Annotated in this window: 20 protein-coding genes; 9 read left to right on the forward strand and 11 right to left on the reverse strand. The window is 73.8% G+C overall.

Going from position 1 to position 24,490, the window contains the following annotated elements; all coding sequences use genetic code 11:
• Positions 1–14: 14 nt before the first annotated feature.
• From JT723_RS05195 to JT723_RS05205, 3 genes are all read right to left on the reverse strand, one after another.
• Entirely contained in the window at positions 15–3,623 is a 3,609-nt protein-coding gene (locus tag JT723_RS05195) for a choice-of-anchor D domain-containing protein (RefSeq protein WP_205043180.1), read from the reverse strand.
• A 194-nt stretch (positions 3,624–3,817) separates the two neighbouring features.
• Positions 3,818–4,573, reverse strand: coding sequence for a hypothetical protein (locus JT723_RS05200; RefSeq protein WP_205043182.1), 756 nt, complete (start codon positions 4,571–4,573; stop codon positions 3,818–3,820).
• Positions 4,574–4,638: 65 nt separating this feature from the next.
• Complete coding sequence (locus JT723_RS05205) at positions 4,639–5,307, reverse strand: TetR/AcrR family transcriptional regulator (protein ID WP_205043184.1); 669 nt, start codon at positions 5,305–5,307, stop codon at positions 4,639–4,641.
• Between the two features lie 140 nt (positions 5,308–5,447).
• On the opposite strand from JT723_RS05205, the gene JT723_RS05210 reads away from it, so the two are divergent.
• Positions 5,448–6,926 carry an MFS transporter gene (locus JT723_RS05210; protein ID WP_205043185.1) on the forward strand — a complete coding sequence of 493 codons (1,479 nt, stop codon included), beginning with the start codon at positions 5,448–5,450 and terminating at the stop codon, positions 6,924–6,926.
• 70 nt (positions 6,927–6,996) lie between these two features.
• Here the strand turns inward: JT723_RS05210 and JT723_RS05215 are convergent, their stop codons facing one another.
• A complete protein-coding gene (locus JT723_RS05215) occupies positions 6,997–7,539 on the reverse strand; it encodes a hypothetical protein (protein ID WP_205043186.1) in 543 nt (180 codons plus the stop codon).
• 164 nt (positions 7,540–7,703) lie between these two features.
• On the opposite strand from JT723_RS05215, the gene JT723_RS34890 reads away from it, so the two are divergent.
• From JT723_RS34890 to JT723_RS05240, 5 genes are all read left to right on the forward strand, one after another.
• Entirely contained in the window at positions 7,704–8,738 is a 1,035-nt protein-coding gene (locus JT723_RS34890) for a helix-turn-helix transcriptional regulator (protein ID WP_240165055.1), read from the forward strand.
• A 71-nt stretch (positions 8,739–8,809) separates the two neighbouring features.
• Positions 8,810–9,475, forward strand: coding sequence for a GNAT family N-acetyltransferase (locus JT723_RS05225; protein WP_205043188.1), 666 nt, complete (start codon positions 8,810–8,812; stop codon positions 9,473–9,475).
• 120 nt (positions 9,476–9,595) lie between these two features.
• Positions 9,596–10,228, forward strand: a complete 633-nt coding sequence (locus JT723_RS05230) for a TetR/AcrR family transcriptional regulator (RefSeq protein WP_251513080.1) — start codon at positions 9,596–9,598, stop codon at positions 10,226–10,228.
• Positions 10,229–10,276: 48 nt separating this feature from the next.
• Positions 10,277–11,809, forward strand: a complete 1,533-nt coding sequence (locus JT723_RS05235) for an MFS transporter (RefSeq protein ID WP_205043192.1) — start codon at positions 10,277–10,279, stop codon at positions 11,807–11,809.
• 113 nt (positions 11,810–11,922) lie between these two features.
• The gene (locus JT723_RS05240; protein WP_205043195.1) at positions 11,923–12,897 is read left to right on the forward strand and encodes an STM4015 family protein; all 975 of its coding nucleotides are present in this window, start codon (positions 11,923–11,925) and stop codon (positions 12,895–12,897) included.
• A 1-nt stretch (position 12,898) separates the two neighbouring features.
• Here the strand turns inward: JT723_RS05240 and JT723_RS05245 are convergent, their stop codons facing one another.
• From JT723_RS05245 to JT723_RS05265, 5 genes are all read right to left on the reverse strand, one after another.
• Complete coding sequence (locus JT723_RS05245) at positions 12,899–13,261, reverse strand: hypothetical protein (RefSeq protein ID WP_205043197.1); 363 nt, start codon at positions 13,259–13,261, stop codon at positions 12,899–12,901.
• The gene (locus JT723_RS05250; protein WP_205043199.1) at positions 13,258–14,130 is read right to left on the reverse strand and encodes a DODA-type extradiol aromatic ring-opening family dioxygenase; all 873 of its coding nucleotides are present in this window, start codon (positions 14,128–14,130) and stop codon (positions 13,258–13,260) included. Before JT723_RS05250 ends, JT723_RS05245 begins: the two co-directional genes overlap by 4 nt.
• A gap of 1 nt (position 14,131) precedes the next feature.
• Complete coding sequence (locus tag JT723_RS05255) at positions 14,132–14,983, reverse strand: citryl-CoA lyase (RefSeq protein ID WP_205043201.1); 852 nt, start codon at positions 14,981–14,983, stop codon at positions 14,132–14,134.
• Entirely contained in the window at positions 14,976–16,268 is a 1,293-nt protein-coding gene (locus JT723_RS05260) for a CaiB/BaiF CoA transferase family protein (RefSeq protein WP_205043203.1), read from the reverse strand. Before JT723_RS05260 ends, JT723_RS05255 begins: the two co-directional genes overlap by 8 nt.
• Positions 16,269–16,351: 83 nt before the next feature.
• Positions 16,352–17,161 carry an IclR family transcriptional regulator domain-containing protein gene (locus JT723_RS05265; RefSeq protein ID WP_205043205.1) on the reverse strand — a complete coding sequence of 270 codons (810 nt, stop codon included), beginning with the start codon at positions 17,159–17,161 and terminating at the stop codon, positions 16,352–16,354.
• A 199-nt stretch (positions 17,162–17,360) separates the two neighbouring features.
• On the opposite strand from JT723_RS05265, the gene JT723_RS05270 reads away from it, so the two are divergent.
• Entirely contained in the window at positions 17,361–18,872 is a 1,512-nt protein-coding gene (locus tag JT723_RS05270; RefSeq protein ID WP_205043207.1) for an amidohydrolase family protein, read from the forward strand.
• A gap of 28 nt (positions 18,873–18,900) precedes the next feature.
• On the opposite strand, the gene JT723_RS05275 is transcribed toward JT723_RS05270, so the two are convergent.
• Entirely contained in the window at positions 18,901–19,362 is a 462-nt protein-coding gene (locus JT723_RS05275) for a DoxX family protein (RefSeq protein ID WP_265934429.1), read from the reverse strand.
• Between the two features lie 236 nt (positions 19,363–19,598).
• Positions 19,599–19,862, reverse strand: coding sequence for a helix-turn-helix domain-containing protein (locus JT723_RS05280; RefSeq protein WP_205043208.1), 264 nt, complete (start codon positions 19,860–19,862; stop codon positions 19,599–19,601).
• Positions 19,863–20,026: 164 nt separating this feature from the next.
• Here JT723_RS05280 and JT723_RS05285 point away from each other — a divergent pair, with 164 nt between their 5' ends.
• Together JT723_RS05285 and JT723_RS05290 are read left to right on the forward strand one after the other, a co-directional pair.
• A complete protein-coding gene (locus JT723_RS05285) occupies positions 20,027–20,524 on the forward strand; it encodes a helix-turn-helix domain-containing protein (protein ID WP_205043210.1) in 498 nt (165 codons plus the stop codon).
• Between the two features lie 310 nt (positions 20,525–20,834).
• Complete coding sequence (locus tag JT723_RS05290) at positions 20,835–24,386, forward strand: hypothetical protein (protein ID WP_205043211.1); 3,552 nt, start codon at positions 20,835–20,837, stop codon at positions 24,384–24,386.
• The last annotated feature ends 104 nt before the right edge of the window (positions 24,387–24,490 follow it).

Here is a 24,490-nt window from a genome sequence, read left to right on the forward strand (position 1 = left end):
CCTTCAGGCCCGTTTCAGGAGTTCCACACCTGCAGTTCGGACAGCTGGCCCGCGGGCCAGCCGTCGTTGGCGGTGACCGTCACCCGGACGTAGCGCTCGGTGGCCGCGGTGAAGGTGATCGTGACGGTGTTGTTCGCGCCCGGCGTGAAGGCGTAGGACGCGGACGGCTTGAGGGTGCTGAAGCTGCTGCCGTCGGTACTTCCGGTGACCGACAGCGTCTCGTTGCGCGAGCCCCAGCCGGCCGGCAGCTGCAGGACGACCTTGCCGACGCTCCGGGCGGAGCCCAGGTCGACCTGCGCCCACTGCGGGAAGGCGTTGTTGGCGCTCTCCCAGTAGCTGGCCTGGTTGCCGTCGGTGAGGTTCGAGGACGGGTAGACGTCGGTGTGGCTGGACTCGCTGGTCGGCCGGCCGGCCGCCAGGTTGGTGCTGACCGTGCCGGTTCCGGTGCCGGTGAGGGCCACGGTGGTGGGGCTGTCGGTCGCGTTGCTGGTGATGGTCAGGGTGCCGGTGCGGGTGCCGGACGCGGTCGGGGCGAACTTCACCGCGACCGTGCAGGCGGCGCCTGCGGCCAGGGAGCTGCCGCAGGTGTTGGTCTGCGAGAAGTCGCCCGAGGCGCTGACCGAGCCGATCGAGGCGGCGGCGGAACCGGTGTTGGTCACCGTCAGGTTCTGGGCGCTGCTGGTGGTGCCGGGCGCCTGGGCCGCGAAGGTGAGCGAGGACGGGCTGACCGCGAGGGTCGCCGACGACGGGTTGGTGCCGCCGGCCGGGTAGACCGACAGGCCCGACAGCTGGGCCGCGCTCCAGCCGGAGTTGGCGGTGACGTTGATCCGTACGTAGCGGGCGGTGGCCGCGGTGAAGGTGACGGTCACCGTGTTGTTGTCGGCGTTGGGGTCGAAGGTCCGCGCCGCCGAGGGCGACAGCGTGGAGAAGGAGCTGCCGTCGGTGGAGCCCTGCACGGACAGCGTCTGCGTGCGGGTGGCCCAGGCGGTGGACGGCGGCAGCCTCAACGTGACCTTGCCGACGCTGTAGTTCTGGCCGAGGTCGACCTGAACCCACTGCGGGAAGGCGCCGTTGGCGCTCTCCCAGTACGTGGACGCGTCGGCGTCCGTGGTGTTGCCGGGCGCGAAGGTGCCGTTGGTGGAGCTGGCGGTGGCCGGGCGGCCGGCGGCGACGTCCGTGGCGCTGTCGATGCCGGCGCCGCTGAGCGCGACGGTGGTCGGGCTGTTGTTGGCGTTGCCGGTCAGCGTCAGGGTGCCGTTGCGGGTGCCGCCCGCGGTCGGCTTGAAGGTGACGGTCACCGCGCAGGACGCGCCGACCGCGATCGAGGAGCAGTTGTTGGTCTGGGTGAAGTCACCGGTCGCGGTCACGGCCGAGACGGTGGCGGCCGTGGTGCCGGAGTTGGTGACGGTCACCGTCTGCGGGGTGGCGGTCGCGCCGACGACGGTGCCGCCGAAGGACAGGTTCGCCGGGTTGGCGCTGAGGATCGGCCCCGGCGCGGTGCCGGTGCCGGTCAGGGTGACGGTGGAGGTGTTGCCGCCGGCGGTGACGGTCAGGGTGCCGGTACGCGTGCCCGCCGCGGTCGGCTTGAAGGTGACGCTGACGGTGCACGAGCCGTTTGCCGGGACGGAGCTGCCGCAGGTGTTGGTCTGCGCGAAGTCGCCGGAGGCGGACAGCGCGGTGACGGCGGCGGCGGAGCCGGTCGGGTTGGCGACGGTCACGGTCTGCGCGGCGCTGGTCGAACCGGTCGCGACGGAGCCGAAGTTGAGCGCGCCCGGGGTGGCGGTGACGCCGCTGGCCGGGTAGGGCGGGAAGACCGGGGCGGGGAAGCCGCCGCAGAAGGGCGTACCGGTGATGCCGGAGTTGCCGCCGCCGTCGGTGACGGCGAAGTTGCCGCCCTCGCAGCTGTAGACGGGCGAGGAGGCGCCGACGCCGGTGGCGGTGACTCCTGTGAACTTCGCGGCGCCGCCGGTCTGTTCCTGCAGGGCGAAGGTGCCGGTGCCGGCGATGGTGACGTTGTTGAGGTTGACGCCGCTCACCGTGCCCTCGACCCACTGCACGGCCTCGTAGGGGCTCTGCTCGATCAGTGCGTTGGTGACGTTGATCGGGCCGGTGATGGCGCCCTGGCTGCCGTCGAACCACAGCGCGCCGACGCCGAACTGCCAGTTCGGGTCGAGGCTGCCGGCCCGGATCATGGTGTTGTTCGTGATGTTGGTGGTGCCGACCGGCGTGGAGGTGAAGCGCTGGCCGACGTGGATGCCGCCGCCCTGCGCGAGGCCGGTGTCCATCACCAGGTTGCCGCTGACGGTGTTGTCGTGGCCGCCGTAGATCGCGATGGCGTTGGCGAGGATCTGCGTCTCGACGGTGTTGTCGGAGATGGTGTCGTTGGCGTCGGCGCCCAGCGCGGAGTCCGCCCAGGTGGCGATGCCGTCGTCACCGGTGTTGCGGATCTCGCTGTTGGTGACCGTCGAGTTGGTCACCCCGCCGTGGAAGTTGATGCCGTCGGCGGTGGTGTCGCGGATGCGCAGTCCGCTGAGGGTCAGCTTGTCCATCGGCCCGTCCATCCAGGCGCCGACCTTCATGTGGTCGATCCACAGGCCCGAGACACTGGAGTTGCTGAGCGCGCCGCCGATGCCGTTGACCTGGTCGCAGTCGTTGCGCTCGCCGACCTGGCCGAAGATGGCGAAGTTCGACAGGTGCACGTTGCTGCTGGTGCCGCGGTTGCCGCCGACACCGCAGCTGTCGGGCTCGCCGAGGCCGTAGAAGCCGGGCGCGGCACCGGTGACCGTGGAGTACCACATGCCCGCGCCGGTGACGGTGACGTTGTTGACGGTGATGTGCCGGGGGATCTTGTACGTGCCCGGCGGTATCCACACGGTGCCGCCGGGGCCTGCCGCGTTGACCGCCGCGTTGAAGGCCGCCGTGGAGTCGGCGGACCCGGTCGCGTCGGCGCCCTGGCTGGTGACCGACACCGAGCCGGCCGGCTGCGGGAGGGCCGCGCCGACCTGTTCGAAGTCGGCGAAGTCGATGGTGGTGACCGCGCTGCCGCCGGTGGTCTGCAGGGTGAAGGTGGTGCCGGCCGGATACGTCTGCGGCAGCAGCCGGTGGACCTCGTCGTAGAAGTGGTGCGGGTTGCTGCCCGGCTGGTTGGTGAAGGGGTAGCTGCCGTAGTACCAGCTGTAGGCGTTGGTGAGGGTGAAGTCGGGCTGGGCGCTGCCGTTGATGGCGAAGGACAGCGGGGCGGTGTAGACCGAGCCGCCCGAGCCGTCGGGGATGCTGTAGCGGAAGTCGATGGAGTTCGTCGCCACCGGGGTGGTGAAGGTGACGAACTTCCCGCTGCCCGACAGCGTCACGGCCTTGCGGTACGACGCCTCGTCCGCGAGCTGGCCCGCGGCCCAACTCGGGCCGATCTGGCTGCCGTTGGTGGCGGAGTTCTCGGCCTGCACCTCGACGTAGGGCAGGTTGGCGCCGCTGCCGCCGGTGGCGGCCGCGTACGCGGGGGCGGCGGCGCTCATCGCGAGCACACCGCCGGTGGTCAGCAGGGCGGTGCCGCCGACGACGGCGACCGCTCGTCTGAGGCGGCCTCGGGTGCGGGGAGGGGTACGGAACGGGGGCGTACGGAACATCACATGCTCCTTTCGACACAGAATGCCGGTTCTGCACCGGTGGGGGTGGAGCGTCAACGCAAGGGGCACCGTAATGTCGCGGACACCCGTCCGCAATATCCACGCTCATCATTGCGAGAAAGTAACTTTCTTGCGCAAGATTCTGCGTTCATCGGAAGTGGGCGCACGGAAGCGGCGATTGCCGCCACAACGGGTCAACTCCCGGACGACTGCTGACCTTTCATCACGTTCCGCATCGCCTCGACCAGCGCGGGTTCGAAACGTCCCACGTCCGAGGAGACATGCTTCGGGCCGCCGTGCAGCGCACCGAGCGTGTCGTCCGAGACGAAGTCGGTGCTGTATCCGGTGAGCGTGAGGGTGAACACCGCACCGCCGTGCAGGACTTTCAGCTCCTCGCTCAGCCGGCTCAGCGTCTGCGCGACCGCCTCGTCGCCGAGCCCGGTGACCTTGCGCACCGACTTCACCGGCGTCAGGTCCGAGCCGTCGACCTGCGCCTGGTCCTCGAACTCCGCCCGCGGGTCGGTCCGTTTGTGCAGGTCGATGGTGACGAAGACGTCGAAGGAGTCGGTGCCGCCGCTGCCGTCGGGCGCGCCCACCGCCAGGCTGCACCGGATCTGGTCCAGCGCGGGCCCCAGCCGGGCCGCGGCCGGCGTCACCGCCGTGCTGTACTGCGCGTGCAGCGCCGAGGTCAGCGGCCGCAGCGTGCTGCCCGCGCACGGGCTGTCGCCGAGCACGTAGCCGTGCAGGTCCGGCGGCCCGCCGTGCTGCGCCGTCCACACCCGCAGCCCGCCCGCCCACACCGCGGAGGCCAGCAGCACCCCGCCGACGCCCCAGACCCACGGCCGCCGCCCCGCCCCGCCCCGGCCCCGGCCCGGCCCCCGGTCCGCGTCGCTGATCACCTCGGCCCCGCCCTCGTCGGGACCCCCCGTCAGCTCCGGCTCCGATATCACGGCCGCACTCCTCTGCTGGTCGGCACTCCCGCCCTGAAAAGTGTCGGCGAGCCCGCCAGGTGCGTCTACGTGCGGCGGTGCGCGCGCAGGATCAGGTCGGCGGTCTCGGCCGCGATACGGGCGTAGTCCGCGTCCGGCAGCGGCTGGGTGCCGTGCAGGGTGCGCACCCGGCCCTCGGTGGCCAGCAGCAGGGCGAACTGCCGGGCGGCCAGGGCAGGTTCCGGTACGTCCAGGTCGCCGGCCCGGTCGCGCTCCGCGAAGTAGGCGGTGAGGTCGTCCAGGGTGCCGCGCGGGGCGGTCTCCCGCCACAGCCGCTGCAGTTCGGGGTGCCGGGCCAGTTCGGCGATCGTCATCCGGTGCAGGGCCGCGGCGTCCGGGGCGAGGACCGCCCGCAGGATGCGGACGCCCGCCGCGGTCAGGTCCGCGCGCGGGTCGCCGGTCGCGGGCAGCGGGCTCTGCCAGGCGTCGGGCGTGTCCCCCAGCAGGCCGCCCGCCGCCTGGGCCGCGGCCAGGAAGAGCTTCTCCTTGTCGCCGAAGTGCGCGTACACCGTCTGCTTGCCGACCCCCGCGGTCGCCGCGACCGTGTCGACGCTCGCACCGGCGAAGCCCTCCCGCAGGAAGACGGTGAGGGCCGCCCGCAGGATGGCGTCCCGCTTGGCCTCCGAGCGGCGCGGGCGGGCGGCGGAGGCGGCGGCACCGGAGGCAGCGGGGTCCGGGGCGGGCGAGTCGGGCATGGGCGCATCGTACCCCCTTGCAAGACGGAACTGTTCCGTCTAGTTTCGGGAGAAGACAAGACTAGACCGTTCAGTCTTGTTCCCTGCGATGCGCCGGCGTCCCCCGATGCCGGGCACCGCCACACCACCCAGGAGGGGCCATGCCACCCGCCGCCGTACCCGCAGCGCCCGTACCCGCCTCGCCCCTGCCGGACCGGGGATCCGCGCCGGTGCGCGGGCGGGCCGTCGCCGTCGCCGTCGTCATGCTCGCCGTCGCGATGGACCTGGTCGACACCTCCGCCGTCAACGTCGCACTGCCCTCGCTCCAGGCCGGCTTCTCGCTCAGCAGCGCAGGGGTGCAGTGGCTGGTGGCCGGCTACTCGCTGCCCTTCGCCGTCCTGCTGATCACCGGCGGGCGGCTCGGCGACGTCATCGGCTACCGCAGGGCCTTCCTGTTCGGCACCGGCGGATTCCTCGCCGCGTCCCTGGTCTGCGCCTTCGCGCCAGGGGCCGCGGTGCTGACCGGCGGCCGGGTCGCACAGGGAGCCGCCGCCGCGCTGATGGTGCCGCAGGCCACCTCGCTGCTCCAGCTGATGTACGCACCTCGCGAACGCGCCCGCGTCATGGGCCTGTTCGGCGCGCTGGCCGGGCTCGCCGCGGCCTTAGGACCGCTCGTCGGCGGCGCCCTGCTGCAGGCCGGGCTGCCCGGCGCGGACTGGCGCCCGATCTTCCTGCTCAACGTGCCCGTCAGCCTCGCCGCGCTGGCGGCGGGCGCCGCCCTGCTGCCGCCCGGCGGCTCGCCCGAGCGCGTACGCCTCGACCTGCGCGGCACCGCGCTCGCCGTCGGCGGGCTCGTCCTGCTCGTGCTGCCGCTGATCCAGGGACCCGCGCTGCACTGGCCGCTGTGGTGCGTGCTGTCGCCGGCGGCGGCCCTCCCCGTCCTGGCCCTCCTCGCCCGCGACCAGCTCGCCCGCGCCGGGCGGCCGGGCGGCACACTCGTCGACCCGGGCCTTTTCCTGCACCGCTCCTTCCGGGCGGGGCTGCTGCTCAGCCTGCTGGTGGAGGCGGTCATGGCCGGCCTGCTGCTGTCCGCGACGCTCACCTTGCAGGCGGGCCTGGGGATGAGCGCGCCGGCCGCCGCGCTGACGACGCTGCCGATGATCGCCGGGATGGTCGTCGGCGTCGCCGCCCTCGCGGAACCTCTCGTCCCGCGGCTCGGCCGGAACGTCGTCACCGCGGGCTGCGCCACCCTGGCCGCGGGCGCGGCCGGCACGGCGTGGGTGCTCCACCACTACGGCGACGCCACGCACGGCTGGCAGCTCGCCCCCACCCTGCTGCTCACCGGCACCGGGCTCGGCATGCTGATGGGGCCGCTGTTCGCGATCACCCTGCAGCACGTACCGCCGGCCCGCGCGGGCTCGGCCTCCGGTGTGCTGGAGTCCGTCGAGCAGCTCGGCGGCGTCCTCGGAGTGGTGTCCGTCGGCACGGTCTTCCTGCACACCTCCGCCACCCGCGGATACGTCCCCGGCTTCGCATGGGCCGCAGCCGCTGCCCTGGCCCTGCTCGCGGTGACCGCGGCAGCCGTCCCTGCCCTGCCCCGGCACTTCAGGACCGAGGAGGAACTGGGCCTCGATCCTTAAGGGCGGCGCCCGTCGGACCCCGTCCGCCGGACCCCGGGCCTGGCGGACGGGATCCGACGGCTCGTCGGCATCAGCCGAGGTCGTCGCACAGGTTGTGGACGGTGCCGTGGACGAGCGTGACGGTCTTGAAACCGGTCGGGCTGAACGCGATCCGGTAGACGCCGTCGATGGTGTACAGGCCGCGCGGCAGGTTGCTGGAACCCTCGGGGAAGCGGGCGATGACCGGTCCGACCACGTGCCAGACCATGGAGCCGTCCGTGCCGTGGTCGATCAGGGCGCTGCCGCCTGCGTCCACCGGGATGCTCGCGCCGGTGGCGGCGTTGCTGACGTTCAGCACCAGCGGACCGGCGGCCACCTGCCGCTTCGGGGTGCCGTCCGGGTAGGTCGTCAGGACCTTCGTACGGACCTCGTTCTGGGCGACGTCCCAGTGCACGGGGAAGTCGCACAGCAGACCCGCCGCCCCGTCGAAGGACGGGAACGGCTCGGGCTCCCAGCCGTGGTGTGCCGCCGCGGGCGACCCGGCTCCTGCGGGTGCGGTGCCGGCGATCGCCGGCGCCGCACCGCCTGCGAGCAGCGCGGCGGCGGAGGCGACAGCCACCAGGATTCGACGCACGATCAACTCCTCTGTATCGGGCTCAGCCATACCGGGCTCAGCCGTATCGGGCTCGGCGCCGGCGGCGGGGCGCCGCCGTGTCCGGCCGATCAGCATCGTCCTGCGGGCCTGCGTGCGGCGCCCATCCCTGGACCTGGGGGGTTGCGGGTTGCGATAGTTCTTCGATGCACCCCGCGCCGCAGTCCTTCGCCCAGGCGGCACTGCAGCAGGCGGCCCGGGCGGAGAGCCTTGCGGACCTCGGCAGCGCACTGACCCGCCGGCTCCACGCGCTCGTACCGCACGACGGCTACATGCTCTCCGGCAACGACCCGGTCACGGGCGCCGGCTGCTTCCTGGTCGAACACGACGGCTACACCTGCTCCCACTTCCGCCGTCTCAGAGCAGCCGGCCTGTTCGACCGGCGCCCCGAGCCGCCGCGGAGGCCGGCCGCGCCCCCGGCCGCCGCCGTCGTGCTGGACAGCGCGGGCGCCGCGGCGCCGGGCGGCGCGGCGGTGCTGGAAAGCATGGCCATGGACGGCTGGGGCAGCGAGCTGCGGTTCGGCCTGGTCGACCGCGCCGCCCACTGGGGCACGCTGGTCCTGCTGCGCGAACGGGGACGCCCGCCCTTCACGCAAGCCGACGCCGACAGCGTCCAGCGGGTCGCGGCATCCCTGGCCGCCGCGCTGCGTGCGTACGTCGCCCGCGCCAGACCGCGTCCGCTGTCCGCCGCGATGCCACCCGGTGTGCTGGTCCTCGACGAGAACGACACCATCGCCTCCGCGACCCCGACCGCCCGCGACTGGCTCCGGACGTGCTTCCCGTCCCTGGCCCTCGGCACCGACGAGGACCTGTCGCTGACCCTGTGGAACTTCACGGCCGCCGCCCGCCGCCAAGGCGGCCCGGTCCTCAGCCGCATCCCCACCGCGGACGGCTTCGCCGAGCTGCACGCCCAGCAGCTGGCGGGCGCCCGCCGCGGCGAGGTGGCCGTCACCGTCCAGGCGGCGGCCACCGGCCGGCTGCTGCCGGCGGTCGCGGCCTGGTACGGCCTGACCCCCAGGGAGCGCAGCGTGGTCGACCAGGTCCTGGAGGGCCGCTCCGGCAAGCAGATCGCCCGCACCCTCGACCTGTCACCGCACACCGCCAACGACCACCTCAAGGCCGTCTACCGCAAGATGCGCGTGAACGGCCGCGACGAGCTGATCGCCACGCTCTCCGGCTGATCCGGCTGATCCGGCCGATCCGGCCGATCCTGGCCCTGGCCCTGGCCCTGACCCTGGTTAGCATGCGGCGCATGGGGAGCGAGCTGGCGAGGATCGTGGAAGCGGCGGGCCGCGGGGTCTTCCCCGAGGCGGACGGCGGGGTCACCGTCGTGGGGCCGGACGGGGGCCGGGACGGGGCGCGGGACGCGGGGGTGATCGCCTTCACCGCGCACTCGGTGGTCTTCACCGGCGAGGACCCCGCGTGGGTGCGGGCGCAGCTGGCCGCGGCGAGGTGCGACCCGCTGGCCGCGGCCATGAACCCGCGTTTCCTGGCCGCGCTGCTGGAAAGGTCGGGGCGGCGCACCGACACGATCGACGTGCTGTCGGTCGCGGCGCCGCTGGGCGGCCCGCCCCCGGTGGCGCTGCGGGAGATCGAGGACCCCGGCCATCCGCGGGTGGTGCGGGCGCTCGGGCGGCGGGACGGCGTACGGGTGTGGGCCGCGGACGGCGGGCTGCTGGTTCTCGGGCGGGGCGTCGGCGGGCGCTGGGAGGCGGCGGTCGAGGTCGAGGAGGCCGCGCGGCACCGGGGCCTGGGCCGCGCGCTGGCCGCCGCGGCCCGCCACCTGGTCACCGACCCGGTCTGGGCGCAGGTCGCGGCGGGCAACGCCCGCAGCCTGCGGGCCTTCCAGGCGGCGGGTTTCCGCCCGGTCGGAGCGGAGTCGCTGCACGCGCTGCCGCACCCCCGAGAAAGTGTGTGACACAGGTCACATCGAGCCCGTGAAATATCCGGGGACTCTGTCCCCGTTACATGCACGTGAATGAATAACCGGGGACTCGATCCCCGGTAACCGTGCCGGGCTTGGAGAGGAGTGACCGCTGTGACCACCGTCGCGAGTGAGGTTGCCGCTTCGGTCCGGGTGCCCCGGACCCGCGCTGACGCAGTGCGGAACCGGGAGCGCATCGTGGCCGCGGCCCGGGACATGTTCGTCGAGTTCGGCCCGGACGCCCCACTGGACGAGATCGCCCGCCGGGCGGGCATCGGCAATGCCACGCTCTACCGGCACTTCGCCGACCGCCGGGCCCTGGTGCACGCCGTGCTGCTCTCGGTCGTGACCCGCACAGCGGACCGCGCCGAGCAGGAGGCCGCGGTCGTGGCCGCGGGGGGCGACCCCTGCACCGCGCTCGGCCGCTTCGCCCACGCGGCGGTCGACGACAACGTCGGCGCCATGTGCGGGCTGCTCGTCAACGGTGACGACAGCCGCTCCGTCGAGATCGCCCAGCAGACCGCCCGCCTGGAGTCCGCGCTCGAAGAGCTGATGGACCGGGCCAGGAGGGACGGCAGGCTGCGGCCTGACGTGACCCTCAACGACCTGCTGGTCGCCATCTCCCGACTCACCCGCCCCCTGCCCGGCATCGACTGCACGGGAAGTGACCTGCACCGACACCTCCAGCTCTTCCTCGACGGACTGAGGACCCCGTACCAGGGCGACGCGACGAAGCGCACCCCGTAAAGCACGTACCTGCCCCATTTGCACACGCGTACCGAACTGGATACCTCCATGTCTGAAACCGCCCGAACGGCGCTTCCCGATCCCCGGCGCTGGAAAGCGCTGGCCTTCATCTCCATCGCCCAGCTGATGGTCGTGCTCGACGCGACCATCGTGAACATCGCGCTGCCGAGCGCCCAGCACGACCTCGGCATCTCCGACGCGAACAAGCAGTGGGTCATCACGGCCTACGCCCTCGCCTTCGGCGGTCTGCTGCTCTTCGGCGGCCGTATCGCCGACAAGTGGGGCAGAAAACGCGCCTTCGTCACCGGCCTGACCGGCTTCGCCCTCGCCTCGGCGATCGGCGGGTTCGCGGGCAACGAGGCGATGCTGCTCAGCTCGCGTGCCGCACAGGGCGCCTTCGGCGCGCTGCTCGCGCCCTCGGCCCTGTCGCTGCTGGCGACGACCTTCACCGACGCCAAGGAGCGGGCAAAGGCCTTCGGTATCTTCGGCGCCATCGCCGGCGGTGGCGGCGCGGTCGGGCTGCTGCTCGGCGGCGTGCTGACCGAGTACCTGAACTGGCGCTGGACCTTCTTCGCCAACATCCCCTTCGCGGTGATCGCCGCGCTGGGCGCCTACTTCGTCATCCGTGAGCCGGAGGGCGGCCGCAACCGCAACCCGCTGGACATCCCCGGTGTGCTGCTGTCGACGCTGGGCCTGGTCTCGCTGGTCTACGGCTTCACCCGCGCGGAGACGGCCGGCTGGTCGGCCGCGTCCACCATCGGCCTGTTCGTCGCGTCCGGTGTGCTGCTGGCGACCTTCGCGATCGTCGAGTCCCGGGTCCGCACGCCGCTGCTGCCGATGCGTGTGGTCACCGACCGCAACCGCGGCGGCGCCTACCTCTCGCTGGGCCTGGCCATCATCGGCATGTTCGGCGTGTTCCTCTTCCTGACCTACTACCTGCAGGTCGTCCAGGGCTACTCGGCGATCAGGACCGGTCTGGGCTTCCTGCCGATGGTCGCGGCCTTCGTCGTCGGCTCCACGCAGATCGGTGCCCGGCTGGTCAACCGGCTGCCGGCCCGCGCGCTGATGGCGCCCGGGTTCGCGGTCGCCGGCATCGCGATGCTGCTGCTGACCCGTCTTGAGGTCGGCTCGTCCTACCCCGGCGTGATCCTGCCGGGCCTGGTCCTGCTGGGCCTGGGCATGGGTACGGCCTTCATGCCGGCGATGTCGCTGGCCACCACCGGGGTGCAGCCGCGTGACGCGGGTGTCGCCTCCGCGATGGTCAACACCTCGCAGCAGGTGGGCGGTGCGATCGGCACGGCGCTGCTGAACACGATCGCCGCGTCCGCGACCACCACCTACCTGGCCGGCCACGCGGCGGGCGCCGGCGGCGCGAAGCTGCTGCAGGCGCAGGGCCTGGTGCACGGCTACACCCACGCGATCTGGTGGGCGGTCGGCATCGAGGCGATCGCCGCACTGATCGCGCTGACCTTCATCAACTCGGGCCGGCCCGGGACGGTCAAGGTCGCCTCCAGCGACGACGCGGACGCCGAGTCCGCCTCGTCCTCCGAGCAGGACTCGGTGCCGGTCGTCCTGCACTGACCTGATCCGGCATCTGCCGCAACCAGAGCGAGGCCCCGCCCCACCCGGGCGGGGCCTCGCTGGTAGAAAACCTGTTGCCGAGCACCGTGCCGCCCGCGTCAGGAGACCCCGCCATGTCCGCCGTAGAGCAGCCCGCCGTAGCACACCTCGACGAACTGCACGGCCTGCCCGTCCACGACTTCACCGGCTCCGGAGACCCGCTCCCCGCGGCCGGTACGGTCGCGTGGCGGCTGAGCCTCGACGCCTACGCCGAGGACTCCGAGGACGATACGGACGGGCCGGACGCGTACGAAAAGCTCTGGCAGAGCTTCCTGACGGCGGTGGACCCGGCAGGGGTACGCGCCCTGGTCGTCGGCGCGTGGGGCGACGCCGCGGCGGAGGACTCGCGCGAGGCCGTACGGCTGCTGGTCGAGGCGCGCGAGCAGCTGACCGGGCTGCTCGCGGTCTTCGTCGGCGACCTGGCCCCGGAGGAGGCGGCGCTGTCCTGGATAGGGCAGAGCGACATGACGCCGCTGCTGACCGCCTACCCGCACCTGCAGGAGCTGGGGATACGCGGCGGCGCCGATCTCGTGCTCGGGCCCGTGCGGCACGGGCACCTGCGGACGCTGGCCGTCGAGTCGGCGGGCCTGCGCGCCGACGTGGTGCGGGCGCTCGGCGCGAGCGACCTGCCGGCCCTCGAGTACCTGGAGCTGTGGCTGGGCGTGCCGGAGTGCGGCGGCAACACCGCCGTCGCCGACCTGGCGCCGCTGCTGGCCGGCGAGCGGCTGCCCGCGCTGCGGCACCTGGGCCTGCGCAACAGCGCGGAGCAGGACGCGATAGCCGGCGCGGTCGCCGCAGCGCCGGTCGTGGCGCGGCTGGCCTCGCTCGACCTGTCGCTGGGGACGCTCGGCGACGAGGGCGCGGCGGCGCTGCTGGCCGGGCAGCCGCTGACCCACCTGTCCTGGCTCGACCTGCACCACCACTTCCTCGGCGACAAGGCCGCCCAGGCGGTACGTGACGCGCTGGAGCCGGCCGGCGTCGAGGTGGACCTGGACGACGCCATGGAGGCGGGCGCGGGCGAACCCCGTCACGTCGCCGTCGAGGAGTAGGTCAGGTGCTGATGTCCGGGTAGGGCAGCGTCATATGGGCCAGCCGCTCGGCGTACTCGCGCTGGAAGCCGAGCGGTTCCGCGTGGTCGCGCTCGAACATCGCGATGAAGAGGGTCAGCGTCAGGAAGGGGTGGGCGCCCAGTTCGAAGAGCCTGGGATAGTCGTGGGCGGCGAGCGCGGCGCGTTCGGTGTCGTCGAAGGCGAGCCAGGTGGTGGCCTCGTGGGTGACGCAGTTCAGCAGCCGGGGCGCGTACTCGGCCTCCCAGGCCGCCACGGTGCCCGCCGGGTCCTCGCGGTAGCGCTCGACGAGGGCGGGGTCGCGGTCGACGGTGTAGAGGAACTTGTCCAGCAGGTACCTGCTCATGCCGGCTCTCCGTTCTGGCCGCCCGGGTACCAGGCGAAGTACGCCTCCATGGTGTGGAAGAGGTCGAGGGTGTCGACGTAGTCCGCCTTCCTGCCCTCGCCGGCCACCCCCATCATCAGCATGAAGTCCATGAAGCCGTGCGTGGCGTTGCCCGGGGCGTGCAGGCTCTCCAGGCTGACCTCGGCGAGGCACTCCTCGATGTCGCCGCCGGCTATCCAGGCCACCGCCCTGCGGTCGAAGTCCGGGTCGGGTCCGTGCGGCCCGAACTGCCGCGGCCCGCCCAGCTCCAGCGACAGGTGTCCGGTGCCGATCACCGCGACCCGCTGGTCGGACGGCCAGGACTCGATGATCTCCCGCAGGGCGGCGCCCAGTTGCACGAAGCGCTTGGGCTGCGGAAGCGGCGGCGCGAAGATGTTGGTGTAGACCGGCACGATCGGCAGGTCCGCCTCGGGCCGCAGCGTGATGATCGGGCAGGTGATCGAGTGGTCGATCCGCAGCTCGTTGGAGAAGGCGAGGTCGAAGCCGGCGTCCAGGCCCGCCCGCAGCACATGGGCCGACAGCTCCTCGTGGCCCTTGAGCAGCATCTTCGGCAGCCCGAACTCCCGCTCCTCGTTGTAGAAGTTGGCGTCGTAGAAGGGCGCCTTGCCGACCAGGAACTGCGGCATGTTGTCCAGCCACAGCTGGTGGAAGTGGTCGGAGCCGACCATCACCAGCACGTCGGGCCTGGCCCTGGTCAGCGTGGCGCGGAAGGCCTCGATCTTGCGCACCCACTCGTCGGCGAAGGGCGGGCGGTCCGCTCCGGTGGCGGTGCTGGCCCGGTAGTAGAACGGATGGTGGGTGGATGCGATCACCGCGACCAGCTCGGCCATCTCAACCCTCCTCGTGCGTGGTGGGGAACAGCGGCGGCAGGTAGGGATCGGGCGGTACCGGGCGGTTGTTGAGGTCCACCGCCAGGTGGATGTCCCGGGCGACCGGGTGCCGCAGCTCCTCGGCGAGCTGGCCGATGAGCCCGGCGGTGCGGGCCAGCAGTGCGAAGCCGCGCAGCAGTTCCAGCGGCAGCCCGAGGTCGGCGAGCGCGGCGCCGCAGACCCCGGCCCCGTTGAGCGGCAGCGTCTTGCCGAGCACCTGCGGGTGGACCCGGCCGATCGCGGCGAAGAGCGCGAGATGCGGCCCGAACACGCCCTCCTCGGCGGCGATCTGCATCAGCCGCGGGGTGCGCGGGTCGCCCTCCTTGTGGACGTGGTGGCCGAGCCCGGGCACGAACAGCCCCGCCTCCCGGCGCTGTCGGACCGTACGCAGCGCGAGCGCGTCCCACCCGGCGTCGTCGCCGGGCAGCGGCCCGTCCACCGCGGCCAGCACCTCGTGCAGGAACTGCCCGCAGTCCTCGGTCACGCCGAGGAAGCGCGAGCCGCCGCCGAGCAGCCCGGCGGCCAGCGCGCCCTGCACCGAGTCCGGCGCGGACAGGTACGTCAGCCGGGTCACCATGGCGGTCGGGGTGAAGCCGTGGTCGGCGAGGGCGGCCAGCACCGCTTCGAAGACCCGGGTCTGGCCGGGGGTCGGGCGGCGCTGGGTGGCCAGCCAGTAGGCCAGTTCGCCGAAGCCGACCTCGCCCATGACGTCGGCGGCGAGGTCGTGGCCGAGCAGGGTGATGCCGTGCAGCGAGGACGCGCCGAGCGCGGTGTCGTACACCGGGGGGCCGGCGGGAACAGGCAGGTCAGTCACGGTCGTTCGGCTTCCCTTCGGTGGGGGCGGCGGCGGACCCGGGGGCGGGCTCACCGGCGGGTGCCGCGAGCCAGGCGCGCAACTGCGGGCCGTGCTCGTCGAGTTCGGGCGGCGGCAGCTTGTAGCCGACCGGGGTGGCGGAGAAGCGGATCGGGTTGCGGGTGGTGGGCACCGCCCGCTCGCCCTCGCCGACCGCCACGACCGGGTCGAGCCCGAAGCGCTCGGCCATCGCGAAGCCGCCGTCGATGGTGTTGATCGGCCCGCAGGGCACCCCGACCGCGGTCAGCGCCTCGAACCACTCCACCGCCCCCCGGGTGGCGAGCCGTTCGACCAGCAGCGGCCGCAACTCCTCGCGGTGCGCGGTGCGGTCGGCATTGTGCGCGAACCGCGGGTCGGCGGGGACGTCCGGCAGCCCGAGGACCTCGCAGAGCCGGCCGAACTGCCCGTCGTTGGCGGCGGCCACGATCAGGTCGCTGTCGGCGGTGGGCAGCGGCTCGTAGGGGAAGACGCTCGGGTGGGCGTTGCCCATGCGGTACGGCACGACGCCGCCCGCCGCGTAGGCGGAGCTGTGGTTGACCAGGCCGGTCAGCGCAGAGGACAGCAGGTTGACCTCGACGTGCTGGCCCTGCCCGGTGGCGTCGCGGTGCCGCAGCGCGGCGAGGATGCCGATCACCGCATGGTTGCCGGCCATCACGTCGAAGACGGAGATCCCGGCGCGGAAGGGCGGCCCTTCCGGGTCGCCGGTCAGGCTCATCAGGCCCGAGATGGCCTGCACCATCAGGTCGTAGCCGGGGACGTGCCGCCCGGGACCCGTGCCGAACCCGCTGATCGAGGCGTAGACGGCGCCGGGGTTCACGGCGGCCACCGCCTCGTAGTCCAGGCCGTACCTGGCCAGGCCGCCGGGCTTGAAGTTCTCGATGACGACATCGGCGCGGCGGGCCAGTTCGCGGGCCGCGGCAGCGTCTGCCGGGTCGTGCAGGTCGAGGGCGACGGAGCGCTTGCCGCGGTTGACGCCCAGGTAGTACGTGGACACCTCGTCCCTGACCGGGGGCGTCCAGCCGCGGGTCTCGTCGCCCTGCGGACCCTCGACCTTGACGACCTCGGCGCCCATGTCGGCCAGCAGCATGGTGGCGTAGGGGCCGGCGAGCACCCGGGAGAAATCGGCGACCAGCAGGCCGGCCAGCGGCCCGGCGGCCGGTCCGGCGCCCGGTTCCGCGACTGGCCCGGCTGCCTGCGGGCGGCCCTCCTCGGCTGCCGTCGGGCCGGACCCCGGGTCGTCCACCATGCGCCTCGCCTCTTCGCTGTCCGCACAGCGGACATTCGTCCGCCAGACCGAGTCTCCGCTGCCGGACGCGCCGGGTCAAGGGTCTACGACACGGCCCGCGCGCCCACGTGCGGCACGTCCTGCACCCGGGCGAAGTCCGCGCTGATGTCGCCCGCCGCCTGGAGCAGCAGTGGCAGGTGGTGCTCGACCAGGTGCTCCACCGACGTCTCGGCCGCGTGGCAGTTGACGTTGACCCCGGCGATCACCCGGCCCGAGCCGTCCCGCAGCGGCGCCGCGACCGACCGGATGCCGAGCGTCAGCTGCTCGTCGGTCAGCGCCCAGCCGCGCGCCCGCACGTCCCGCAGCTCCGCGTCCCGCTCGCCCCTGGCCGGCTGCCAGCGGGCGGTGAGCCCCGAGCGGGTCGGCTCGGCCAGCACCGCGTCCACCTCGTCCGGTGGCAGCGCCGCCAGCTGCACCTTGCCCAGCGAGGTGGCCAGCGCGGGGAAGCGGGTGCCGACGTGCACCGCGAGCGAGACGATCTTCGGCACCGACACCCGCGCCACGTAGACGATGTCGGAGCCGTCGAGCTGCGCGATCGAGCAGGACTCGCCGGTGCGCTCCACCAGCCGCTCCAGATGCGGCCTGGCCACGTCCCACAGGCCCATCGACTGGACGTAGGCGACGCCCAGTTCGAGCACCCGCGGGGTCAGCGAGTAGCCGCGCTCGGCGGTGCGCACGTAGCCCAGCTCCTCCAGCGTGAGCAGGATGCGGCGGGCGGTGGGGCGGGCCAGCCCGGTGGCCGCGGCCACCTCGGTCAGCGACATGGCGGGGCGGCCGGGGCGGAAGGCCGCGATGACCTCAAGGCCGCGCGCCAGCGCCTCGATGAAGTCGGGACCGGTTCCCGTACGCGCCATGACACGGCCTCCTCGCGAGCGGCGGCCCCGGCGTCCGCGGCCCGGGCTCACCCGAAGCGTAACGCCCGCTGTCCGCGGGCCGGACAGCCTTGCGGAGGCAGCCGCCCGGGTCCATTGACAGCGCCAGACCGCTGAGCGAAGGTGGCCCCACGTCCGCAGGGCGGACGAGTGTACGCGTAACGCGAAGGAGCGTGAGGCGATGAGCCAGCCCACCACCGGGAGCACCGGCGGCACCGGAAGCCGGGGCACGAGCGGCACTGACGGCGCGGCCGGCACCGGCGGCCCCACGGGCCGTCCCGTCGTCCTGCGCGGCGGCACCGTCCTGACCGTCGACGCCACCCGGCAGGTGCTCGCCGGCCACGACGTGCTGGTCGTCGGCGACCGCATCGCCGCCGTCGGCCCGGGGCTCGCCGTCCCCGACGGCACCGTCGAGATCGACGCGGCGGGCGGCATCGTCATGCCCGGCATGATCGACACCCACCGCCACCTGTGGCAGACCGCGATGCGCGGCTACGGCGCCGACTGGACCCTCACGCAGTACTTCGTCTGGTACTACCTGGAGTGGGGCAGGGTCTTCCGCCCGCAGGACATCCACGCGGGCAACCTGCTCGGCGCCGTGGAAGCCCTCGACGCCGGGGTGACCACCACCGTCGACTGGTCGCACGGGCTGCGCACCACCGAGCACGCCGACGCCGCCGCCGACGCGCTGGAGTCCGTACCCGGCCGCTTCGTCCTGGCCTACGGCAACATCCAGGCCGCGCCCGCCGAGTGGACCGGCACCGCCGAATTCCGCGACTTCATGCGCCGCCGCGCGACCGGCGGCGACATGCTCGGCTTCCAGCTCGCCTTCGACGTCACCGGCGACCCGGCCTTCCCGGAGAAGCCCGCCTTCGAGGCCGCCCGCGAACTGGGCCTGCCCGTCACCACGCACGCGGGCGTGTGGGGCGCGACCGGCGACGACGGCATCCGGCTGATGCACGAGAACGGCTTCATGACGCCCGAGACGGTCTACGTGCACGGCGCCTCGCTGTCCGCGGACTCCTACCACCGCATCGCCGCCACGGGCGGCTCGGTGTCGGTGTCCACCGAGAGCGAGCAGAGCGCGGGCCAGGGCTACCCGCCCAGCTGGGCGCTGCGCTCGTACGGGATACCGGTCTCGCTGTCGATGGACACCTCGGTGTGGTGGAGCGGCGACCTGTTCTCCGCGATGCGCGCCACGCTCGGCGCCGACCGCTCACGCGAGCACCTGGAGGCGCAGGCGGCGGGCGGGACGGTCACGCACGCGGCGCTGCGCGCCGACCAGGTCGTGGAGTGGGCCACCCGCGGCGGCGCCCGGGCGCTCGGCCGCGAGGCGGACCTCGGCAGTGTCGAGGTCGGCAAGAAGGCCGACCTGGTCCTGATCAGGAACGACCACTCGCCGGTGTCCTTCCCGCTGCTCAACCCGCACGGCCATGTCGCCTTCCAGGCCCAGCGCGCCGACGTGCACACCGTCCTGGTCGACGGCCGCATCGTCAAACGCGACGGCCGCCTGGTGGACACCGACCTGGCCGCCGTACGCCGTACGGTCGAGGCCACCGTCGACCACCTGCGCTCGGAACTCGGCGAGGAGGCCTGGCAGCGCGGCATGAACCCGGACGTCCCGGCGACGAAGATCCTCGACAACCCGTACACGTACACCGACTACCGCAGCAGCGGCACCCACGGCGGCTGACCCGCCGCGGGCGCCGCTGCCTGCGGTGTCAGGTCAGTTCGGGTTCCGGGTCGGGGGATGGCCTTGCCGAGGCGCGCAGGACTCTTCTGGCCAGGTGGGCCAGCGACCAGGCGCCCGGTCCCGCCACGGTGACCAGGAGCAGGCTCCAGCAGAACATCACCGACGCCTCGCCGCCGTTCTCGATCGGCCACAGGGCGTGCTTCTGGTGGACGGTGAAGTAGGCGTAGGCCATCGAACCGGAGCCGAGCAGGGCCGCGACGCGGGTGCCGGCCTCGCCGACGCCGGCGAAGACCAGGACTCCGCAGACCAGTTGGATGAGTCCGGCCCACCAGCTGGGCCAGTGCCCGACGGCGGGCTGCCCGCCGTCGGGGCCGCCGAAGGCGCCGAGCACGGTGGACGCCCCGTGCGAGGCGAACAGCAGGCCGACGACCATGCGGAAGAGGGATAAGACGTAGGGGCGTACGGCATCGAGCCGCTTGTCGGTGTCCACGACGAGACTCCTTGTGTGGGGGGAAGGCGTTTCGGCAGCGCGCCCCCGGTCGGCCCCGGCCGGGCGACCGGCGCGTCGGAGGACGTCTGCCGGCCAGTGGTACGTAACCCCGCAGGAAGTTGTTCACCGCCCGCCGTTCCTCTTCCGCCGCCTACGGCGCGCTTTTCCACCCGGGCGGCGGACCGGGGGCCGGGCGGCAGGGCCAGGGCGGGCCGCTGGGCCGGAAAGCGGCCGCGTCAGTCGGTGGACGCGGGGGCCGAGGCGGCGGGGTGCTTGCGCTCCAGGACGACGAGCGGGCAGTTCAGCGCGGCGGCGATCTTGATGAGGTTGGCCGGGGTGGCGCTGCGCCAGCCGGACTCGATCTCACCCATCAACTGCTCGGAGATGCCGACCTGGTCGGCGAGTGCGCGCTTGGTCAGGCCCGCCTTCTGCCGCGCCCAGGTGACCGCCTCGGGCTCCTGGTGGAGCCGGCTCGGCCTGGTACGGGTGCGGGGTGCCATGAGGAGAACGTAGCGCGTAGTAGCGCGTGACACAAGTAGTACGCGCAATCTACGCGATACTAACTGCGCACTAACAGTCAGAAGCGCAGGTGAGGCGGGTTTTGCCCGCAGAGAATTCCCCGTAGTAGTGGACGCAGAGTGCGTAGTTGTGCGAAGCTCACCGCATGACTGAGCGCCCGGAAGCGCCACCCGAGGGAAAACTGCTCAAGCGCGCCCTGGCCGCCGCGCGGATCTCGCAGCGCGAGGCCGCCCGACGGTCGGGGATCAGCGAGACGCGCTGGCGGCAGCTGGTGTCCGGCTACCAAGTGGTGAGCCGCAACAAAGTCCCCGTCCGCAGCCCCGACGAGACCCTCGCCCGGATGGCCAGAGCCGTCGGCGTCACCGCCGAGGACCTGGAGGAAGCCGGCCGCGGCAAGGCCGCCGCCGTCCTGCGGGACGCCGAGACCGACGCAGACGACCCCGCCGCACCCGGCGCGGACACCGCTGGCACCGGCCCGCAGAGCCGGGTCGACGAGCGCTGGCAGCTGGTGCACGCCGTCCTGCGGCAGGCCCGCGCCGGCCTGACCACGCCCGAGTACGACACCCTGGCCGGCCGGATCACCGCGTATGTCGCCAGGCCGACCGCGGAGGAGACCGCCGAGACCGCAGAACCAGCGCCGTAGCCCGCGCTCCCGCCCCGCCGGCCCAGATCCCTGCTACCCGGCCCTGCCCCCCGCCCCGGGGGCGACCGCGCCCCCGGGCCACCGCCCGCGTCCAGCATCCGGACGCGGGCCGAAAGTCTGCCCGCCGCGGCCCGCAGCCGCGCCCCGCACCCGCTCCCCGGCAGGTCACAGGCGCCGCGCAACTGCCGCTGCACGAAATGTCACCCCCTGCGGCAATTCCGCAGGTCGGCACGCGCGTCGTTCGCGCCACCCGTCACCCACCCCGAAAACCGCTGCCGCCGCCCGTCCCGGCGGCAGCACAATGGCGGGCGTGTCCATCGAACCGCACGGCCCGCGCGTCCCCGTCGACCGGCTCCTCGCGACCCTCGACCCGCTGCCCTTCCCCGCCAGAATGCGCACCCTCGCGGCTTGGGCGCGCGCACCCCGCGCCGAGGGCGAACTGCGGTCGCTGCTGCACCGGTTGGAGACCACCGGCACCTACGGCCGGCGGCTCGCCGCCTTCGCCGCGTCCGCCGGCGGCGACACCGCCCACCTGGAAGCGCGGCTCGCCGACCCCGACGCCGTCGTCCGCCGCCACGCGCTCAAGGCGGCACTGCGGCTGCCGATCGCCGACAGTGCGCTGGAACGGGCCATGGACGACGCGCCCGCCGTCGTCCGCGCACAGATAGCCGGGGTCGTCGTCGCCGGAGGGCGCACCGCGCTCGCCGAGCGACTCCTGCCGCGGGTGCGGGAGTTGTGGGGCGACGAGGAGGCCGCGCGGCTGCTGCCCGCCTGCGGCCCCGGCACCGTGGGGGAGTTGCTGCCCCAGCTCTACCGGTCCACCACCCGCTGGCGGCCCCTGGTGCGCCGGCACCCCGACGCGGTCGCCGACGACATCGCCCGGCAGCTCGCCGAATCGCCCGCGCAGACGCGCGCCGCCTGGTGGCAGGCCAACGCGGACGTCTTCCACCACCTCGCCGACGTCCGCCCGCTGCGGGTACTCGACCTGCTCGAAGCGCACTGCCCCACCACCCTGCCGCACTTCTTCCACGCCGTCGCAGGCCGGCTGCTGCGGGCCGCACCCGGCAGGCTGATCGCCCTGCTCACGGCCCCCGGCAGGACCACCGGCACCTCCCACACCCTGGTGTCGCGCACCGCGCTGAGCCGGCTCGCCCGGCACGGCACACCGCAGTTCACCGACCTCGGCCGGGCCTGGGGCCACCAGGCCGGGCCGCTCGCACGGCTGCTGCGCGCCCTGCCCCCGTCCCGGCGCGAGGCCTTCTACGACACCGTCACCGCGGGACGCGACCTCAGCCACAGCGTCGTCGACGTCGCCGTACTCGAAGCGCTGCCGCGCGAGCGGGCGCACACCGAGGCCCGGCGGATGGCGGAACAGGCCGCGGACAAAGGCGCGCCCTGGATCACCGTGCTCGCCGCCGTCTCCCACCTGCCCCCGGACGAGGCCCGCGAACGGCTGCTCGCCGCCACACGCAGGCCCGCAGCCGAGGACCGGGCCATGGCGTACCCCCTGCTGGTGCGCAACGCCGCCAGGTCCGGCCAGGCCGCCGCGCTCTCCCGGCTGCTCGGCGACCTGCTGCGGCTGCGCAACGAGCAGGACCCGGTCAGGGCACCCGCCCTCACCGCCCTGTCCCTCACACCGGTCCGGCTGCTGCACGAGGCCGACGCCGAGGCGCTCGAACGCCTCGTGACCGACGCCGTCGAAGCCCGCGACAGCTCGTCCGCCACCCGGCAGGCGCTGTCCGCACTCGCCGTCGCCGTCCTGCGCGAGCACGCCGCCGGCGGTGAACGCGCCCTCCTCGGCTGGGCGTTGGGGACACTCACCCGGCTGTACGGGAACACGGCCGGGGCCAGGCTCGGGCCGCTGGACACGGCCCTTCGCAAAGGCCAGGAATTCGCAGTCTTCGAGGCGCTGCGGCCCTGGCTGGAAGCCGGTGCGGCCAAGGCCGACCACACGCTGACCTTCGCGCTCGCCCGGTCGCTCGGGCGGCGCGCCCGGCACATGCCGGAACTGCAGGAACTGCTCTGGCAGGCCGTGCAGTCCGGGAACAACGCGACCTTCTCCACCGCCGTCGGCCTCTGGCTCGACGACCCCGCCACGCGCGACCACCGCGTGGCCCTGGTCCTCGACGCGGAGCCGTCCGCCCTCGTCCTCGCCCCCGTGCTGGACGTCGTCACCAGGCGCCGCACCGACCTGCTCGACCCGGCCCTCGCCGACACCCCGCCCTACGGCCGCTTCCTCGTCCAGGGCGCGAGCTGGCTGCCGCCCGTCGAGCACGCCGACCGCTGGGTGCCACGCCAACAGGCCGCGGCAGCACGGCTGCTGGCCCGCGCCGCCGCGGACGCCTCGCTCGGCAAGCACGTCAGGGCCGCGCACATCCGCGCGGCGGCCGGCATCCCCGAAGGCGGTGTCGCCGTCGTCCACGCCTACGCCGGCTCCCCCGACACGGTGCTCGCCGAAGCCGCGCTCGGGGCGCTCGTCCACACCGACCGGCCCGCCGACGCCCTCCCCCTGCTGCTCCCCCACATGGCCACGGACCGCGCCCGCGTCGCCCTCTACGCGGCCACCCGCGCCGCGGCCCGCACCCGGCCCTCCCACCTGGCGGTGACCCTGCGGGACGCCCTTCTCGGTGCCGCCTCACCGGCGGCGGCCGGTACCGCCACGGCAGCGAACGCCGGTGCCGCTGCGGACTCCGGTACGGGTACGGCTGCCGGTCGCGCTGCGGACCCGGGTACCGCTGACCGTACGCACACGGGTGCAAGTACGGGTGCCGGTGCCGGCTCTGCGAAAGTGCCGGGCGGCAAGGTCACCAGCCGCAAGGAACTCGTGCGGCTCGCGGGCGCGTTGCTGCCCGTGCGGGAGGCCGCCGCGGTGGTCGCCGCGGCCTACGACCTGCCCGGGCAGCACCCCGACGTGCAGGCCGTGTGCGTCGCCGTCGCCGCCGGGGCGCGGCGCTCGCCCGAACTGTGGGACCTGCTGGAACGGGCCGCCGGCGGCCCCGCCGTGGGCAGGACCGCGGTGCTGCGCACCCCGCCGCTCACACTCCCGGTCCAGGACCGGTCCCGTTACGCCGAGTTGGTGCTCCGGGTCGCCGCCGGCGACGACCCGGAGACCGCCGTCGCCGCGCTCGGGGCGCTCGCACCCTGGGCGCCATGGCACCCCGGGGTCGCCGGAATGCTCCACGCCAAGACCGTCGACCTCGGCAACCGCTCCTCCTGGCGGTCCGCCGCCGACGGGCTCGTCGCACTCACCCGCTCCGCGGACGGGGCGGACATCCTGCTCGACGCGCTGCGGCTGCTCGGCGCCGCCGACACGCGGGCCGCGGCCCAGGGGCTGGACGCGGCGGCCGGCCGCGACCGGCCCGCGCGGCAGCGGATCGCCGCCATCGCCGGGCGGCTCACCACGACGGTCGTGCGGCCCGGCCCCACGCCCGTCAGGGCCGCGGCCCTGCGCGCCGCCGAACTGCTCTGCGCGGCGGACGACTTCGTACCGCAGGGCGTCCACCTCGCGGTGTACGCCCTCGACTTCGACGCGCAGCCCGCGGTGGTGCTGGCCGCACTCGACCGACTGGCCGCGCTGCACGACGGGCGGCCCGTGCTCGCCGCCCGTACGGCCACGGCGCTGGGCCAGCGGCTCGGCACCGCCCGCCGCCCCGGCGACCCCCTCGCCCTCGCGGCCGCCGCCGACCGGCTCGCCGCCGACGGCACCCTCGCGGGCGGCCTCTTCGCGGTCGCCCTGACCGCGGCCCTCGCCACCCGCGACGGCTGGTCACCCCCCACCCGCACCACCTTGCGCGCCCTGCGCGCCCACCCCCTCCCCGACGTCCGCGACGCGGCGTTGGCAGTCCCAACACACGCGGAATAGCCGCCCGGCGACGCGGCCCCCACCCGTCCCCCCGCGACGCCACCGTGCCCCGTCAGTGACCCCCACCACCGCCCGCCGGCCCGACACGCACCGAACAGCCCCCT

The sequence above is a fragment of the Actinacidiphila bryophytorum genome (genome assembly GCF_016916835.1).
In the GTDB taxonomy this organism is placed as follows: Bacteria; Actinomycetota; Actinomycetes; order Streptomycetales; family Streptomycetaceae; genus Actinacidiphila; species Actinacidiphila bryophytorum.